The 16,398-nt window shown below is 71.8% G+C and carries 18 protein-coding genes; 12 read left to right on the top strand and 6 right to left on the bottom strand.

The features are described from left to right. The first annotated feature begins 360 nt into the window (after window positions 1-360). From IEZ19_RS02810 to IEZ19_RS02790, 5 genes are all read left to right on the top strand, one after another. A complete protein-coding gene (locus tag IEZ19_RS02810; protein WP_189309324.1) occupies window positions 361-1,161 on the top strand; it encodes an IclR family transcriptional regulator domain-containing protein in 801 nt (266 codons plus the stop codon). A gap of 110 nt (window positions 1,162-1,271) precedes the next feature. Beyond that, the gene (locus IEZ19_RS02805) at window positions 1,272-2,462 is read left to right on the top strand and encodes a CaiB/BaiF CoA transferase family protein (RefSeq protein ID WP_189309323.1); all 1,191 of its coding nucleotides are present in this window, start codon (window positions 1,272-1,274) and stop codon (window positions 2,460-2,462) included. Continuing rightward, a complete protein-coding gene (locus IEZ19_RS02800) occupies window positions 2,455-3,312 on the top strand; it encodes a citryl-CoA lyase (protein WP_189309322.1) in 858 nt (285 codons plus the stop codon). Before IEZ19_RS02805 ends, IEZ19_RS02800 begins: the two co-directional genes overlap by 8 nt. Then, window positions 3,305-4,168 carry a DODA-type extradiol aromatic ring-opening family dioxygenase gene (locus tag IEZ19_RS02795; protein ID WP_189309321.1) on the top strand — a complete coding sequence of 288 codons (864 nt, stop codon included), beginning with the start codon at window positions 3,305-3,307 and terminating at the stop codon, window positions 4,166-4,168. Before IEZ19_RS02800 ends, IEZ19_RS02795 begins: the two co-directional genes overlap by 8 nt. Further along, the gene (locus IEZ19_RS02790; protein WP_189309320.1) at window positions 4,165-4,524 is read left to right on the top strand and encodes a hypothetical protein; all 360 of its coding nucleotides are present in this window, start codon (window positions 4,165-4,167) and stop codon (window positions 4,522-4,524) included. Before IEZ19_RS02795 ends, IEZ19_RS02790 begins: the two co-directional genes overlap by 4 nt. 12 nt (window positions 4,525-4,536) lie before the next feature. On the opposite strand, the gene IEZ19_RS02785 is transcribed toward IEZ19_RS02790, so the two are convergent. Next, entirely contained in the window at window positions 4,537-5,574 is a 1,038-nt protein-coding gene (locus tag IEZ19_RS02785) for a M81 family metallopeptidase (RefSeq protein ID WP_373296901.1), read from the bottom strand. Here IEZ19_RS02785 and IEZ19_RS02780 point away from each other — a divergent pair. From IEZ19_RS02780 to IEZ19_RS02765, 4 genes are read left to right on the top strand one after another with little or no spacing between them, the layout of a single operon-like run. Beyond that, the gene (locus IEZ19_RS02780; protein WP_373296890.1) at window positions 5,455-6,057 is read left to right on the top strand and encodes an ABC transporter permease; all 603 of its coding nucleotides are present in this window, start codon (window positions 5,455-5,457) and stop codon (window positions 6,055-6,057) included. The genes IEZ19_RS02785 and IEZ19_RS02780 overlap by 120 nt on opposite strands. After that, window positions 6,054-6,932 (top strand): ABC transporter permease, encoded by an 879-nt coding sequence (locus IEZ19_RS02775; RefSeq protein ID WP_189309319.1) that lies wholly within the window; start codon window positions 6,054-6,056, stop codon window positions 6,930-6,932. The genes IEZ19_RS02780 and IEZ19_RS02775 overlap by 4 nt, the downstream gene beginning before the upstream one ends. Beyond that, window positions 6,929-8,584: a nickel ABC transporter ATP-binding protein NikE gene (nikE, locus tag IEZ19_RS02770; RefSeq protein WP_189309318.1), complete on the top strand. Its 1,656-nt coding sequence runs from the start codon at window positions 6,929-6,931 to the stop codon at window positions 8,582-8,584. Before IEZ19_RS02775 ends, nikE begins: the two co-directional genes overlap by 4 nt. Next, a complete protein-coding gene (locus IEZ19_RS02765; RefSeq protein WP_189309317.1) occupies window positions 8,581-9,498 on the top strand; it encodes an ROK family protein in 918 nt (305 codons plus the stop codon). The genes nikE and IEZ19_RS02765 overlap by 4 nt, the downstream gene beginning before the upstream one ends. A gap of 53 nt (window positions 9,499-9,551) precedes the next feature. On the opposite strand, the gene IEZ19_RS02760 is transcribed toward IEZ19_RS02765, so the two are convergent. Together IEZ19_RS02760 and IEZ19_RS02755 are read right to left on the bottom strand one after the other, a co-directional pair. Beyond that, entirely contained in the window at window positions 9,552-9,899 is a 348-nt protein-coding gene (locus tag IEZ19_RS02760; protein WP_229839863.1) for an alpha/beta fold hydrolase, read from the bottom strand. A gap of 187 nt (window positions 9,900-10,086) precedes the next feature. Continuing rightward, window positions 10,087-10,869: an SDR family NAD(P)-dependent oxidoreductase gene (locus IEZ19_RS02755; RefSeq protein ID WP_189309316.1), complete on the bottom strand. Its 783-nt coding sequence runs from the start codon at window positions 10,867-10,869 to the stop codon at window positions 10,087-10,089. Window positions 10,870-11,015: 146 nt separating this feature from the next. On the opposite strand from IEZ19_RS02755, the gene IEZ19_RS02750 reads away from it, so the two are divergent. Both IEZ19_RS02750 and IEZ19_RS02745 read left to right on the top strand, forming a co-directional pair. Continuing rightward, on the top strand, window positions 11,016-12,041 hold the full coding sequence (locus tag IEZ19_RS02750) for an alcohol dehydrogenase catalytic domain-containing protein (protein WP_189309315.1): 1,026 nt from the start codon (window positions 11,016-11,018) through the stop codon (window positions 12,039-12,041). A gap of 112 nt (window positions 12,042-12,153) precedes the next feature. Next, window positions 12,154-13,035, top strand: coding sequence for an LLM class F420-dependent oxidoreductase (locus IEZ19_RS02745; RefSeq protein WP_189309314.1), 882 nt, complete (start codon window positions 12,154-12,156; stop codon window positions 13,033-13,035). A 68-nt stretch (window positions 13,036-13,103) separates the two neighbouring features. Here IEZ19_RS02745 and IEZ19_RS02740 read toward each other — a convergent pair whose 3' ends face one another. Beyond that, window positions 13,104-13,661 carry an NADPH-dependent FMN reductase gene (locus IEZ19_RS02740; RefSeq protein ID WP_189309313.1) on the bottom strand — a complete coding sequence of 186 codons (558 nt, stop codon included), beginning with the start codon at window positions 13,659-13,661 and terminating at the stop codon, window positions 13,104-13,106. Between the two features lie 116 nt (window positions 13,662-13,777). Between IEZ19_RS02740 and IEZ19_RS02735 the strand changes: the two genes are divergently transcribed. Further along, a complete protein-coding gene (locus tag IEZ19_RS02735) occupies window positions 13,778-14,440 on the top strand; it encodes a TetR/AcrR family transcriptional regulator (protein ID WP_189309312.1) in 663 nt (220 codons plus the stop codon). 13 nt (window positions 14,441-14,453) lie between these two features. Here IEZ19_RS02735 and IEZ19_RS02730 read toward each other — a convergent pair whose 3' ends face one another. Both IEZ19_RS02730 and IEZ19_RS02725 read right to left on the bottom strand, forming a co-directional pair. Continuing rightward, window positions 14,454-15,590: an FAD-dependent oxidoreductase gene (locus IEZ19_RS02730; protein WP_189309311.1), complete on the bottom strand. Its 1,137-nt coding sequence runs from the start codon at window positions 15,588-15,590 to the stop codon at window positions 14,454-14,456. A gap of 47 nt (window positions 15,591-15,637) precedes the next feature. Continuing rightward, window positions 15,638-16,321 (bottom strand): TetR/AcrR family transcriptional regulator, encoded by a 684-nt coding sequence (locus IEZ19_RS02725; RefSeq protein WP_189309310.1) that lies wholly within the window; start codon window positions 16,319-16,321, stop codon window positions 15,638-15,640. Between the last annotated feature and the right edge of the window lie 77 nt (window positions 16,322-16,398).

Below are 16,398 nucleotides of genomic sequence, written 5' to 3'. Positions count from 1 at the left end.
CCGCGGCACCCATCAGAATTCCGGACGAGCGTCCGCCATGCGGTCGGATATCGATTGCTGTCACTCTCGGAGGGTCCGGGGGCCGGTGTCAAGAACGTGCGCGGCCCGAATCTGGCGATCCGGCGGGCAACTATTGCAGCTGGGCGTCCGTATGCCGGTCGATGCGTCAGGTTGGCACATTCGCTCGGGGGGCGTCGACACTCTGAGCGCGCCCTTCCGATCACCTTTGACCTGGGATTACCCTCACAGAGGCAAGTGGTGCTCCCGTCGGGCCCGCTTCAGGGACATCCGTCCGGCAGGCGGACAAGTGCAGTAGGGTGGCGCCGCTGAACGTCACCGCGCCATCCAGGAGGAGCTGCCATGCCGCGCGAAGGCACCGGACCGGATTTCATCGAGGCGCTGGCCCGTGGCCTGGAGGTCATCACCTCCTTCGCGCCGCACCGGCCCGCCATGTCGCTGAGCGAGGTCGCGACCGCTACCGGTCTGGCACGGCCCACGGCCCGGCGGATCCTGCTCACCCTGCAGGAGCTTGGATACGTGCGGGCGGACGGGCAGGGTTTCGCGCTCACCCCGCGCGTCCTGGACCTGGGCGTCGCCTATGTCCGGTCCATGGGCCTGTGGGACGTCGCCCGGCCCCACATGGAGAGGCTGTCGGCGCAGACGGACGAGTCGGTGTCCGTCGCCCAGCTCGACGGCTCGGACATCGTCTACGTCGCGCGTGTCTCCGTGCCGAAGATCGTCTCCCTCGCCGTGCAGATCGGCACGCGCTTCCCGGCCCTGCAGACGTCCCTCGGCAAGGTGCTCCTCGCGGCTCTCGACCCGGCCGAGGTGAGCACCGTCCTGGCCGAGCCGAGCCGGTCCGGTCTCGTGCCGCTCTGGCAGCCGGGCGACGCCGAGCGCGACACGGAGCTGCGTGAGGTCCGGGCGCGCGGCTGGGCGCTCACCGACGAGCAGCTCACGCGCGGCATCCGCTCGGTCGCAGTGCCCCTGCGCAACGGATCGGGGCGCGTGATCGCCGCGCTGAACGTCAACGCCCACGCCGCCGAGACCTCCGTGGAGCACCTTCTCGACCGTCATCTGCCGCTGCTGCTCCAGGCCGCGGGTGAGATCAGCGCAGACTTCGCCCGGCTGGAGAGCGTCCCGCACGTGGTCAGGACCTGACCTGCGCGCCGCTGTCGGCCGGCTCGGCACTTGACGCATGCCGTGAGCGTGCCAGAATCGATCAGCGGACGATCGTCCGTACAGCGGACGAAGCAAGGAGGCGGTCCCTGATGACAGACGGAACCGGAGTGGACCGGGCAGCCGGGAGCGGCCCCTTGTCGGGCGTGCTGGTGGCCGACTTCTCCCGGATCCTGGCGGGTCCCTACGCCACCATGCTCCTGGCGGACATGGGCGCCGACGTCATCAAGGTCGAGGGTCCGCGCGGTGACGACACCCGCACCTGGATGCCCCCCGTGCGCGACGGCGTGTCCACGTACTACCTGGGCGTCAACCGGGGCAAGCGCTCGATCGCGCTCGACCTGCGCGAACCGGAGGACGCCGCCGCGGCACGCGAGCTCGCCCGCCGCGCGGACGTCCTGATCGAGAACTTCAAGCCGGGCGGCCTCGGCCGCTACGGACTCGACTTCGCGTCCGTGCGGGAGGCCAACCCCGGTGTCGTGTACGCCTCGATCAGCGGCTTCGGCGCCGGCGCGGGCCGGCACGTGCCCGGCTACGACCTGATGGTGCAGGCGATCTCCGGGCTGATGAGCCTGACCGGTGACCCGGACGGGCCGCCGTACCGGGCCGGCATCTCGGTCTTCGACGTGATGGCCGGCAACCACGCCGTCATCGGCATCCTCGCCGCGCTGCGCCACCGCGACGCCACCGGAGCCGGCCAGCACGTCGAGGTCAACCTGCTGTCGTCGGCGCTGACCGGACTGGTCAACCACAGCTCCGCCTACGCGGCCGGCGGCGTGGTGCCGTACCGGATGGGCAACGCCCATCCCAGCGTCTTCCCGTACGAGCCGCTGCCCACCGCGGACAACGACCTCATCGTCACCGCGGCCAACGACGGCCAGTTCCGCAAACTCTGCGAGGTGCTCGGTATCCCCGAGATCGCCGACGACCCGCGGTTCGCGCGCAACGCCGACCGCACCGAGCGGCGTGCGGAACTGCGCCCGATCCTTGTCGAGCGGCTCGCCGAGCGCGGTGCCGTCGAGTGGTTCGACCTGCTGGTCGAGGCGGGTGTGCCGTGCGGCCCGATCAACACCATCGACGGCGGGTTCGCGATGGCCGAGCGCTTCGGGCTCGAACCGATCGTGGAGGTCGGCGAGGGCGGGCGCGCGGTGCCCACCACCCGGCACCCCATCCGTTTCTCCGAGACGCCGGCCGACCACCGGCTGCCCCCGCCCGAACTCGACGAGCACGGCGCCGAGATCCGCGCCTGGCTCAAGGCCCCGCAGGAGGACGGCGATGACTGACAAGGACCCGGACTACCCCACCGCCCTCGGCGCGTCGTCCCTGGAGTCGATCACGCTGCTCGGCCACGACCTGGCCAAGGATGTCATGGGCCAGGTCGGCTTCGGTGAACTGGCTTTCTGGCTGGCTACCCAGCGGCGGCCCACGGCGGGCGAGACACGGGTGTTCGAGGCCGTACTCGCCGCCCTCGCCGACCACGGCTTCACGCCGACCGCGATCGTGACCCGGCTGACCTATCTCTCGGCGCCGGACTCGGTGCAGGGCGCGCTCGCCGCCGGACTGCTCGGCGGCGGGTCCCGCTTCCTCGGTGTGACCGAGGACTGCGGCCGGTTCCTGCACGACGTGCTGACCGGCGTCGACGGACCGCTGCCGACGGACGACGCCGGCTGGGACGCCCTGGCGCTGCGGACCGTACAGGCCCAGCGCGAGGCCCGCCGGTTCATTCCCGGCCTCGGCCACCACGTCCACAAGAACGGCGACCCACGCACCCCCCGGCTGCTCGAGATCGCTGAAGAAGAAGGGCAGTTCGGACCGCACCTCGCCCTGTTCGCCGCGATCGGCCGGGTCCATCCGCAGGTGCTCGGCCGTACCCTTCCCCTGAACGGAGCGGGCGTCTGCGGAGCCGCACTCGCCGACCTCGGCCTGCCGATGGAACTCCTGCGCGGCTTCGCGCTGCTGGCCCGCACCGCCGGCCTGATCGGACAGCTCGCCGAAGAGCTGCGCAACCCGGTCGCGAGCGACGTGTTCCTGTCCGTCGACCTCAACAACCGTTCCGTCGCCCCTGATCCCTACACCCCCGAGCCGCTCGGGCCCGAGCCGCACATGCCCACCAACGGAGGTTCGCATGGCTGAACTGGTCGCGGTGATCGCGTCCACCCATCACCCCTTCTACTACCGTGCCAGCACGGCCACCGGGGAGGACCGCCCGCCGTTCGCGGACGAGTGGGTGCGCAAGGTGGAGGCGTTCCGCGAGACGCTGACGAAGGCACGTCCGGACGTGCTGGTGATGGTGGGCTCGGACCACTTCCACCAGCTGTGGCTGGACAACATGCCGCAGTTCCTCGTCGGCAAGGCGCCGGTCTACGACGCCAACTTCTACAACGAGGAACGGGAGTTCGGCCTCCCGCGCATGGTGCTCAAGGGCCAGGAGGACCTGTCGGCACACATCCTGCGCGGCGGCCTGGACGCGGGCTTCGACCTGGCGTTCTCCAACGAGCTGCGGATCGACCACTCCATCACGTGCCCGATCATCACGCTCCGCCCGCAGAACGACCTGCCGGTCGTGCCGATCTACACCAACATCTTCGCGCCCCCGCTGCCCCGGCCCCAGCGCTTCATCCAACTCGGCCAGGCGATCCGGGAGCTGGTGGAGTCCTGGCCCGAGGACAAGCGGGTCGCGGTGATCGGCACCGGGCATCTGTCGCTGGAGCTGGGCGGACCCCGGCAGTTCGGGCCGACCGGTCCCGACCCGGAGTTCGACCGCAAGGCCGTCGAGTGGATCGCCTCCGGTGACATCGAGGGCTGTCTGTCCGAGGTAACCCTGGACAGCCTCCACCTGCCCGGCAACGCCACCCACGGCTTCATGGACTTCATGCTGATGATGGGCGTGGCCGGCAACGGGCAGAAGGCCGACTACGTCGACACGTACGACCTCTTCCACACGATGGAGGCGTACTTCACCTGGTACCCGAAGGGCGGTCGGGCGTGAGCAAGTACCTGCTGAACAAGTTCCTGTTCACCGTCGACCGGGACCCGGAACTGGTCGAGGCCTATCGCGAGGATCCCCGCGGCACGGTGGCGATGTGGGAGGAGCAGTACGCGAACCGCATCCTGAACTGCATTTCCGGCGAGTCGTCCACCTGGCTGACGTTCGACGACACCGAGCGGGAGGCCCTGGCCACCCACGACTACGTCAAGCTCTTCGAGCTGGGCGCGCACCCGTTCCTGACGCTCACCCTCTTCATCGGGATGTTCGAGCGGGACCACCCCCCGATGGGCTTCCAGACCGAGTACGCGCGCAGGCTGTCGCACGTGACGATGCCCTACCCGGACATCGCCACCTGACGACACGGGTTCTCACTCGTCGGCGCCGGTGAGCGGCTGGTCGGAGGGGGCGATCAGCCGCGCGGTGAGATCGGGGCCGGGCATACCCGGGTCGAAGGGGAACATCGGCCGGCGGATGCGGTGGTGGCCGAGCCGCGCCAGGTCCTGGTCGACACCGCCCGGTGTGAGGGCCATCTTCCAGTCGGCGGCCATGGCGTACAGCTCGGGCTCCAGATAGCCGATCTTGACGAGGACGACGTCCGCCTTCCGGGGCGCCAACTCCAGCCGGGTGAAGTCGTGTTCGTAGTGGTACGGCTTCCGCAGCCGCGTCACGATCACATACACGCTTCCCACCCGCAGCACGACCTCCGTCACCGCGTCCCGGTCGCCGTGCCGGACCGCGTGGACCACGCCGGTCATGGTGAGCGGTCCGGAATGCCGGTCGTCCACCTCGGCCCCCGCGGTGACGGTGACCGTCGCGCCGACGCCCGCAGCCACCGCCGTGTCGACGGCGGCGGGCCCCGGCACCGATGCGTAGATCACCACAGGCCCGGACGGATCCTTGAACTCCGGCCGCGACAGCACCTGTTCGAGACCCCAGGTGACGTCCCCGGCACCGCCCGCGGTCGGGTTGTCGCCGGTGTCGCTGATGAAGTACGGGCGGACTTCGGACGCCAGCGCCTCGTCGAGACACTCGTCGAGCGTGCCCGTCGGCGCGACGAACGCGAAGTCGTGCCGTGCGTCCCAGAATCCGCGCGCGAGCCGTTGCGCACCCCCGGCGACCGCTTCGGCGTCCGGACCGGTCACGACCACCGCGGCCCGGTTGCGCGGCTCGTCGGCCCAGGCGTACCCGACCCAGATCGCGGCATCCGTGACTCCGGGCAGCGACTCCACCTCCGCGACCGCCGCGTACACGCCCTGGTCGGCCTTCTGCTGGCCGTACCGCTCGGCATGTGGCAGGCGGTGCGGCGCAACAAGCCGGTGGACTACGTCATCACCACGCTGAGCTTCGTCGCGTACGCGACGCCCGTGTACTTCCTCGGTCTCGTACTGGTCCTCGTCTTCACCCAGACCCTGCGCTGGTTCCCCTCCCAGGCACCCCAAGGGGACACCCTGGCCCAGGTGTTCGCCGACCCGGTCGCCCTGGTGCTGCCCGTCGTCACCGGGGCCGCCTCCATGATCGCCGTGTTCAGCCGGTACATGCGGGCCGCCACCCTGGAGAACCTGGACGAGGACTACGTCCGCACCGCCCGCGCCGGTGGCTCCCGGCCCCGCGCGATCCTGTGGCGGCACGTCTTCCGCAACTCCCTGACCCCGGTCGTCGCCATGCTCGGCTACTACGTGCCGGTGCTGTTCGGTGGCGCGCTCGTCGTCGAGCAGCTCTTCAACTACCCGGGGATGGGGCTGCTGTTCTGGAGCGCCGCGCAGTCCTCCGACTATCCGGTGCTGCTCGGCTGTGTCCTCGTCATCTCCGTCGCGACCGTTGTCGGCACACTGCTCGCCGACATCGTGCAGCGGATCGTGGATCCCCGAGTGAAGGCGGGCCGGTCATGACAGCCGTCGCACAGGCACCCACCCTCGAACCGGTCGCCGGCCACCGTCTGTCGGTGCGCCGCTTCGCCCGCAACCGTCTGGCGGTCGCCGGACTCGCCGTGGTCGTCCTCTTCCTGCTGTTCTGCTTCGTCGGCCCGCTCCTCCACTCCACGGACCAGACCCACACCGACCTCACCCAGGTCAACCTCGCCCCGAGCGGCGCCCATTGGCTGGGCACCGACGCCGTCGGCCACGACGAACTCGGGAGGCTCATGTACGGCGGGAAGGTCTCGCTGCTCGTGGGGCTCGCGGCCGGAATCCTCGCGACCGTCATCGGCACGCTGTGGGGCGCGGTCGCGGGGTACGCCGGTGGATGGGTGGACGCGGTGATGATGCGGGTGGTCGACGCGGGCATCGCGATCCCGGCCCTGTTCATCCTGCTGGTCGTCTCCGCGATCACCTCGCCGGGCACCGGCGGGCTGATCGTCATCCTCGGCCTGGTGTCGTGGCTGGTGCCCTCCCGGCTCGTGCGCGCGGAGACCCTCACGCTGAAGAACCGGGACTACGTCCTCACCCTGCGCGCCATCGGCGGCACCCACGGCCGGGCGATCCTGCGGCACATCCTGCCCAACTCGGTGTCGACGATCGTGGTCGCGGCGACGTTCCAGGTCGCCGACGCGATCCTGCTCGTCGCCTACGTCTCGTATCTCGGCCTCGGCGTCCAGCCGCCGTCGACCGACTGGGGCGGCATGCTCTCGGCGGGACTGACGGTCGCTTACTCCGGGCGCTGGTGGCTCATCGTTCCGCCGGGCCTCGCGATCATCCTCGTCGTGTGCGCGTTCAACGCGATCGGCGACGGGCTGCGCGACGCCTTCGACGTCAGGGGACGCGGATGAACATCCTCGAACTGGAGGGCCTCTCGGTCACCTTCGCGACCGACACGGGCGACGTGCCCGCCGTCCGCGACGTGTCCCTGCGCGTCCGGCCCGGCGAGACCCTCGCACTGGTCGGCGAGTCGGGCTCCGGCAAGTCGACGGTGGCGCTCGCCGCCATGGGGCTGCTGCCGGGCAACTCCCGTGTGTCCGGCCGGGCCTCGCTCGACGGCACGGAGGTCGTCGGCGCGAGCGAAACGGTGCTGGCGCACCTGCGCGGCCGTACGGCCTCGATGGTGTTCCAGGAACCGGCGACCGCGCTGGACCCGCTGACCAGAGTCGGCAGACAGATCGCCGAGGTCATACGCAACCACCGCTCCGTCTCCGCGAAGGAAGCAGCGGCGGAAGCGGTCGACCTGCTGCGCCGGGTGGGCATCTCCGAGCCGGAGCGGCGGGCGTCCGCGTTCCCCTTCCAGCTGTCCGGAGGGCAGCGGCAGCGGGTCGTCATCGCCATGGCCATCGCGAACTCCCCGAGCCTGCTGGTCGCGGACGAGCCGACCACGGCCCTCGACGTGACCGTGCAGGCCGAGATCCTCGATCTGCTACGGCAGTTGGCGGCCCGCTCCGGCACCAGGGTACTGCTCGTCACCCACAACATGGGCGTCGTGGCGGACTTCGCCGACCGGGTGGCCGTCATGCTGCGCGGCGAGATCGTGGAGACCGGCACGGTGGACGACGTACTGCTGCGGCCGGCGCACGAATACACCAAGCTGCTGCTGGACGCGGTACCGCGACTGGCGGTGAGCGGTCCAGAGGAGAGCGATGCCGTGCCGGAGCCCGCTCCCCGGGAGCCGGTCGTCCGGCTCCAGGACGTCTCCGTGTCCTTCGGCCGGGTACGCGCCCTGCACGAGGTGTCCCTGACCGTCCGGCCCGGCGAGACCGTCGGCCTGGTCGGCGAGTCCGGGTCCGGCAAGTCGACGGCCGCCAGGGTCGCGCTGGGCCTCATCGCCCCCTCCGACGGCACGGTGTCCCTGTTCGGCACCGACCTGCGGCGGGCGCGCGGCCGGGCGCGGCGCAGGCTGCTCGCCGGTCTCGGCGTCGTCCTCCAGGACCCGGTGGCCTCGCTGGACGCGCGGATGAGCGTGGCCGAGTGTGTGGCCGAACCGCTGCGGGTGCACCGGAGGGACATGCCGGCGGCGCAGCGGCGCGCGAGGGTCGGCGAGGTGCTGGAACTCGTCCGGCTGCCCAGGGAGTTGGCGAGCCGAGGGCCGCGCGAGCTGTCCGGCGGGCAGCGGCAGCGGGTCAGTCTGGCGCGCGCCCTGGTCCTCGAGCCACGGCTGCTCGTGGCGGACGAACCGACCAGCGCGCTCGACGTGAGCGTGCAGCGGACAGTCCTCGAGGTGATCGAGGAGTTGCAGCGGGAACTCGGCTTCGCATGCCTGTTCGTCTCACACGACCTGGCCGTCGTCCAGCGGTTCGCCCAGCGGGTGGTGGTGCTGCGGTCCGGCCGGGTCGAGGAACAGGGGCCGACCGCGACCACCCTGCTGCATCCGGACACGGAGTACACGCGCCGGCTCATCGCCGCCGTGCCCGTACCGGATCCGGTGCTGCAGAGAAGCCGCCGCGCCGAGCGCCGGACGTCCCTGACCACCGGCGGACAGGGGGCCACCGCGTGACGGGGGCACCCGGGACGGTCGCCGGGATCGACATCGGCGGCACGACCACCCAGGCGGTCCTGTGCTCACCCGACCTGGACGTCCTCGACCGCACGGAGCTGCCGACCCCGGCCGCCGAGGGCGGGCGGGTGATGGTCGCCGCCGCGCTCGGGGCGCTACGGCGGCTGCTGGACCGTACGCCCGCACGGCTGCTCGGCGTCGGGATCGGCGCGGCCGGTGTGGTGGACCCGCGGGCCGGGCGGGTGCTCGTGGCCAGCGACTCCTTCCACGGCTGGGCGGGTTTCCCGGTCACCGAGACCGTCGAACAGGCCCTGGGCGTCCCGGCGTTCCTCGACAACGACGTCAACGCGTTCCTGCGCGGCGAGGTGGCGCGGGGCGCCGTCGCGGGCGCGACCCATGTGCTCGGCATGACGCTGGGCACCGGGGTCGGCGGCGCGCTGTGGCTGGACGGTGCCCTGTACGACGGACCGCACGGCGCGGCCGGCGAGATCGGCCACGTGCCCGGCTTCGGCGACCTGCCCTGCACCTGCGGCGGGCGCGGCCATCTGGAGACCCTGGCGTCGGGCCGCTCCCTCGCCGCCCGCTACGCCGAGCGCACCGGGCGCCTGGACACCGCACGTGAGATCGCCGGGGCGGCAGGGCGGGGCGACCCGGACGCGCTCGCGGTGTACGAGGCCGCCGGTGCCGCCGTCGCCCGGGCGCTGCTGCTGACGGCGGGCCTGCTCGACGTCACCACCTTCGTGATCGGCGGCGGTGTCGGCGGATCGTGGTCACTGCTCGAACCCGCCCTGTTCAAGACCCTCGCCGCGGAGCCGCCCGTGAGCGGCCGGCCGCTGCACGCGCTGCCGTCCCGGCTGGGCGGGGACGCGGTGGCCCTGGGGGCGGCGGCCCGCGCCCGGGCGGCCCTGACATGAGCGCCGCCCGGTCCGGGCGGGTGGACGGTCGGACCGGGCGGAGTCGGTCGGTGTCAGTGCGTGCCGGTGCGTTCCTCGATGCGCTGGAGGGCGCGCTTGAGGTACGGGGCGAAGCGCGGGTAGTTCTCGCTCATCGGGAAGTGACCGATGTCCTTCATCTCGATGAACTCGGCGCCGCGGATCTGCTTGGCGGTGCGTTCACCGTCCTCGGGGGTGGTCAGGTAGTCGTAGTCGCCGGTCAGCATGACGACCGGACAGCGTTCGCCGTCGATGTCGCCGAGCCGGTCGCGCAGGTCGTGGTCGACGGAGTAGAAGTACAGGTCGCCCTTGAAGGACTCCGAGCCCTGGCTGTAATAGAACCAGGTGGCCCAACGGTCCTTGTCCGGGGACTGCGGAGCCATCAGGTCCCACTCCCGGCACCGTCACCGGCCCCGGCGGTCTAGTCCCGGGCCCGGTTCTCACGGGCCGTCCTCGTCCTGCTCGGGCTACGGGTCTTCGGACTCGGTGGTTTCCGGCGCGGCGTTCAGGGGCCGTGCTCGTGCCACTCGCGCGACCCGTCCACGGACCCGGCAGTCCCCGGCCCGACCCTCACCGGCCGTTCTTCTCGCGCTCGCGCAGCCAGGTGTCGAACTCGGCGGCGACGATGCGCTCGTCGTGCACTCCGGCGGCGGCGTCCGACGCCAGCCACACGATGGGCGGGCCCATGACCGACGGCTCGAGGAACGCGACGCCCTCGGGCGCGGCGTCGAGGGGCAGCATGCCCGTGACGGTCGCGCCACCCGGCAACAGCAGATTGACCGTGACGCCGGTGCCGTGCAGGTCGGCCGCCATGATCCGGGACAGCGACTCGGTTCCGGCGCGCGAGGGGCCGTACGGGACGAAGCCCGCTCTGCGCATTGTCGTGTCGTTCACCGAGATGTTGACGACCCGGCCGCCGCCCGCGGCCAGCATTCGGGGAGTGACCTCGCGGGCCACCAGGAAGTAGCCGGTCAGGTTGGTGTCGATCACCGCCCGGAACCCGTCGGGCGGCACCTCCCAGAAGCCCCGAGGATCGGTCATGAACCGCGGGTTGACGGTGCGCATGCCGATCCCGGCATTGTTGACCAGCATGTCGATGCCGCCGAGCCGCGACCAGGCCCGCTCCACGGCCCGCGCCACCGACGCCTCGTCCCGCACGTCCAGCTCGAGGCCCAGCGCTCCCGGCAGTCCGGCCGCCACCGCCTCCGCGCGGGCAGCGCTGCGCCCGGTCAGCGCGACGCTCGCACCCGCCTCGGCCAGGGCGGTGGCCATGGCCAGCCCCAGCCCGCTCGTCCCGCCGGTCACCAGCACCCGCACCGGATCACGCTCCGGCAGCGTCGACGACGTACTCATACGCGTGACGCTAGGCCGTGGAGCGGACTCGAAGTCAAGCCGCCGCGGCTCCCGGAGGCCTCCGCTCGGCGCGCGCGATCCGCCGGGAGCTGGTCTGCTGGTCTCTGGGGCTGTCCGTCGTTCCGTATCGCTTAGCCGGAGAGACCATGAGTAGCTATCGAGTCGCGCAGGTGACCACGTCCGGCGGACCGTTCGAGATCGCGGAGCGCGAGGTGCCCCGACCGGGCCCCGGGCATGTACGGATCGCCGTGGAGGCCTGCGGGGTCTGCCACAGCGACGCCCTCTTCGTGAACGCCGGGGTGCCGGGCATCGAGTTCCCCGTGGTACCCGGGCACGAGATCGCCGGGCGCATCGAGGAGATGGGCGAGGGCGTCGAGGAGCGGGGCTTTCGGGTCGGCGACCGTGTCGCGGTCGGCTGGTTCGGCGGCAGCTGCGGCCACTGCAAGCCGTGCCGCCAGGGCGACTTCATCGTGTGCGAGAACCTGAAGGTCCCCGGCTGGGCCTACGACGGCGGCTTCGCCGAGAAGGTGATCGCGCCGGCCGACGCGCTGGCCCGCATCCCCGACGGGCTGACGGCCGCGGACGCGGGACCCATGGCCTGTGCCGGCGTGACGGTCTTCGACGGACTGCGGCGCAGTTCCGCCCGGCCCGGTGACCTGGTCGGGGTGCTCGGCCTCGGTGGCCTCGGTCACCTCGGAGTGCGGTATGCGGTCGCCATGGGCTTCGAGACCGTGGCGATCGCCCGGGGGCCCGAGAAGGCCGACTTCGCCAAGCAGCTCGGCGCGCACCACTACATCGACAGCACGTCGGGCACTCCGGTCGCCGACGCGCTGCGTTCCCTCGGCGGAGCCAAGGCGGTAGTGGCCACGGCGGGCAACTCCCAGGCCATCACGGCGGTCGTGGACGGACTGGCGCCCCGCGGCGAGCTGGTGGCCATCGGCGCGGTTCCGGAACCCCTGGGAATCAGCCCGGTCCAGCTGCTGATGAGCGGCCGGATCGTCCGGGGCCATCCGTCCGGCACCTCCCAGGCCGTGGAGGACACCATGGCCTTCAGCGCGCTGCACGGCATCCGCCCGATGATCGAGACGGTGCCGCTGGACGAGGCCGACGCGGCGTACCGCAAGATGATGACGGGCGGCGCCCGCTTCCGGATGGTGCTCACCAACGGCTGACGCGTCGACTGCCGTACGGCCGGCCGGAGAACGGGCCTGGGTTGACTTGGAGAGCGCTCGAAGATCTAGCGTCCGCATCGTCGATGGAGATCCGGGCGGAACGGAGACGGCCATGCGGGTCGGCGTGCACATCAACCGGTTCGATCACCCTGGGGGAGGGCCCGCGCTCGGCGCCGAACTCGCCGCAGCGGGCGCCGCGGCCGAGGCGGCGGGCGTGAGCTGGCTGTCGGTGATGGACCACTACTTCCAGATGGAGTTCAACGGCGGCGCCGAGGACCCCATGCTCGAGGCCTACACCACCCTCGGCTACCTCGCGGGCCGCACCTCCACCGTGCAGCTCGGCGCCCTGGTGACCGGAGTGACGTACCGCCATCCGGGACTGCTCGCCAAGATCGCCACCACACTCGACGTGGTCTCCGGCGGCCGGGCCACGCTGGGCATCGGGGCGGCCTGGTACGACCGCGAGCACCACGGCCTCGGCGTGCCCTACCCGCCGCTCGCCGAGCGGTTCGAACGGCTCGAGGAGACCCTACGGATCTGCAAGCAGATGTGGGACCCCGAGAACAACGGCCCCTTCGAGGGGCGGCACTACCAGCTCGCCGAGACGCTGTGCGTACCGCGGCCGGTGAGCGCCCCGCACCCGGAGATCATGATCGGCGGCGGGGGCGAGAAGAAGACCCTGCGGCTGGTCGCGCAGTACGCGGACGCCTGCAACCTGATCCCCTCGTCGCCCGAGGAGCTGCGGCACAAGCTCGACGTCCTGCGCGGGCACTGCGACACCGTCGGCCGTGACTACGACACGATCCGCAAGACCATCGCCTACACCGGCGACTCGGCGACGGACGGCGAACTCGACGCCTTCCTGCGGGACATCGAGGGGTACACGAAGCTCGGTGTCGACACCGTGATCGTCGGCCCGCGCCTGGGCGAGACGTCCGGGTGGATCGAGAGCTTCGTCGCCCCGGCGGTGCAACGGCTGGCCGGGCTGGACTGAGCCGTACCTGCGAAGGGGGGGCGGAGCCCGCACGCCGCACGGCTCCGGCCCCCCTTCGCACGGGGTGGTCAGGCGACCTGGCCCACGTTGCCGTGGATGCGCGCGATGACCTCGGTCAGCTGGGCGACGACCTCGGCGTCGTCGGCCGGGTGGGTCTCGGCGAAGCGGGTCACGGAGCCCGGGATGGACAGCTTGACGTCCTCGAGCACCTTGCCGCCGGCGATGCCCACGGCCTTGCGGGCCTCGTCCTGCGCCCACACGCCGCCGTACTGGCCGAAGGCGGTGCCGACCACGGCGACCGGCTTGCCGGCGAAGCCGCTGTTGCCGTAGGGGCGGGACAGCCAGTCGATGGCGTTCTTCAGGACGGCCGGGATGGTGCCGTTGTACTCGGGGGAGAAGAAGAGGAACGCGTCGGCGGCGCCGGCGGCCTCGCGCAGCTTCGTCGCGGCGGTGGGGACGCTGCCCTCGACGTCGATGTCCTCGTTGTAGAAGGGGATGTCGGCCAGGCCCTCGAACAGCACGATCTCCGCGCCCTCCGGAGCGTGCTTGACGGCCGCCTCGGCGAGCTGACGGTTGTGCGAACCGGCGCGAAGGCTGCCGACGAGCGCAAGGATGCGGACAGACATGGGAACTCCAAGGGGCTGAAACACTGCCGTTACGATCCGGACCGGGGTCCGTTTAATTTTCTACCACCCTAACCGGACCGCGGTCCAATTTCTTCCCGATGCTTTACGCTGTGCTCATGTCCAGCGTCCTGCCGCCCTTCCCGAAGCCCCAGGAACCCATCGACACAAGCCAGTTGCTCGAACTGGGCGCAGGCGAGGACGAGTCCTGCCTGCGGGCGGACGCCGCGCGCAACCGTGCCCGGCTGCTGGAGGCGGCGGCCCGGCTGGTCAAGGAGCAGGGTGCCGCGCAGCTGACCATGGAGGCGGTGGCGGTCGCCGCCTCGGTGGGCAAGGGCACCGTCTTCCGCCGCTTCGGCGACCGCATCGGGCTGCTGACGGCGCTCCTGGACCACTCGGAGAAGAAGTTCCAGGCCGCGTTCCTGAGCGGCCCGCCGCCGCTGGGTCCGGGGGCCGGGCCGGTCGAGCGGCTCCGGGCCTTCGGCGTCGAGCTGCTGCGGCGGACGCACGACGAGCTGGACCTGCAGCTTGCGGCCGAGCCCAGCGCGGACCGCCGGTTCTCCCTCCCGCCGCGCCGTGTGCAGCACAGTCACGTGGTGCTGCTGCTGCGGCAGGCGGTCCCGGAGGCCGACAGCGAACTCCTCGCGCACACCCTGATGGGTTATCTCAACCCCGTTCTGGCCCACCATCTGACGCGGCAGTGCGACATGCCCCTGGAGCGGCTGGAGGCGGGCTGGCTCGACCTGGTCGCCCGTGTGACCTGTACCAAGCCGCCCCGCTGAGCGCGCCGGCCGCTCAGTCGTGGGCGGCGAACTGATCCAGCAGACCCTGTGGGGCGTCGGCACGGAACAGCATGGCGCCGCTGAGCGCCGACCCGGACGCCGAGCTCTCGCCGCGAGGGAACATCCGCTCCTCGTAGGCGGTCAGCGCTGCCTCGACGTCTTCCGGGTGAGCCGCGATCGCCAGTCCCAGCTCGGCACCGTCGAGCAGCGCGAGGTTCGCGCCCTCGCCCGCGAACGGCGACATCAGATGGGCCGCGTCCCCGAGCAGCGTGACACCCGGCACCCGGTCCCATCGGTGACCGACCGGCAGCGCGTGGATGCGCCGGGGCACCAGGGCGCCGTCCGCGTCCCCGACCAGCGCCCGCAGGCTCTTGTCCCAGTCCGCGAAGTGTCCGAGGACGGCCGCCTTCGCGGCCTCGGTGTCGGTGAAGTCGATGCCGTCGAGCCACTCCTCGGCGGTCTCCAGCGCCGCGTACACGTGCAGACTGCCGTCGGACTCGCGGTGCGCCAGGAAGCCCCGGCCCGCGCCGAGCGCGAACAGCATGCCGCCGCCGACCACCTCCGCGCTCACCGGATGGCGCACGTCCGCCTCGATCAGATCCGCCTCGACGAACGACACGCCGGTGTAGGCGGGCCGGGCGGCGGACAGCAGCGGGCGGATCCGTGACCAGGCGCCGTCTGCGCCGACCAGCAGATCCGTGGTGACGCTCCCGCCGTCCGCGAACGTCACCTCGTGCCGGCCGTCACCGAGCGGGCGGGCGCCGGTGACCTTGGCGCCCCAGCGGACCGTGCCGTCGGGCAGCGAGCCGAGCAGCAGGTCGCGCAGCCGGCCGCGGTCGATCTCGGGGCGGCCGCCGGTGCCGTCGTCCGCGTGTTCCATGCGGACCGCGGCGTCCTTGTCGAGGATCCGCGTCGCCTGGCCGCCCGCGTGGACCCGGGCCAGGAACTCCTCGTGCAGTCCGGCGGCGCGCAGGGCCTCCTGGCCGGAGTCGTCGTGGATGTCGAGCATGCCGCCCTGGGTGCGCGCGGCGGGGGAGTCGTCGAGGTCGAAGACGGCTGTCTCGATGCCGTTGACGTGCAGGACCCGGGCGAGCGTGAGCCCGCCGAGTCCGGCGCCGACGACGGTTATGGGGTGGTGGGGTGTGGTCATGGCGCCCTCCTGGGAGTAGGACGGTCTCGTCGGTCGGGTACGGCGGTTCAGCCGGGTACGGCGGTCCGCTCGATGCCGTTGATCAGTGCCTGGAGGGCCCACGAGAGGCGGGCCTCGTGCGCCCCCGCCAGCAGCTCGCCCGCGGACGCCCTGATGTGCGGGTGGGTGGTCCCGGACGTGTCGCGCAGGGCGGCGCCCAGGGCGTCCCACTCCTGCTGGGCGGTGGGGGAGTCGTCCTGTCCGGCGTGCTCGGCGGCCATCGCGGTGGCGTGCTGGAGCAGCAGGTCCACGCCCCACGCGGCCTGCGCGCGCGGCACCCCGCCCTCGTCGAGCAGTGCCAGCAGCGTCTCGATCAGGTTCAGGTAGTGCGGGCCCGACGGGCGGGCCGTCAGCGCGGAACGGGCGAGGCTCGGATGAGCCAGGAGCATCTCCGTGTACGCCGTGAGCACCTGCTCGAGACGCTCCCGCCAGGAGCCCTCGGCCGGCGCCGGCCCCACCGTGCCGAGCAGCTCGTCCAGGACGGCCGCGTGCAGCTCGTCGGTGTTGCGGACGTAGACGTACAGCGAGGCCGGGCCGGTGTCGAGCTCCTGCGCCAGGCGCCGCATGGTGACCTTCCGCAGGCCTTCGGCGCGCAGCACGCCGAGAGCCGCGGCGACGATGCCCTCCCGGGACAGGGCGGGCTTGGCCGGGCGTTCCCGGCGGCTGCGAGGGGTGTCGGGGCGAGCTGTCATGCGTCGAGGATAACGAACATGTTCGCTCCGAACAAGTTCGTTACGAACATGTTCGTCGGCCGCACCCTCGATCCGCC

This window comes from Streptomyces brasiliensis (genome assembly GCF_014647875.1).
In the GTDB taxonomy this organism is placed as follows: Bacteria; Actinomycetota; Actinomycetes; order Streptomycetales; family Streptomycetaceae; genus Streptomyces; species Streptomyces brasiliensis.
The sequence above is the reverse complement of the archived record's forward strand: the minus strand, read 5'-3'. Positions and strand labels throughout refer to the sequence as shown.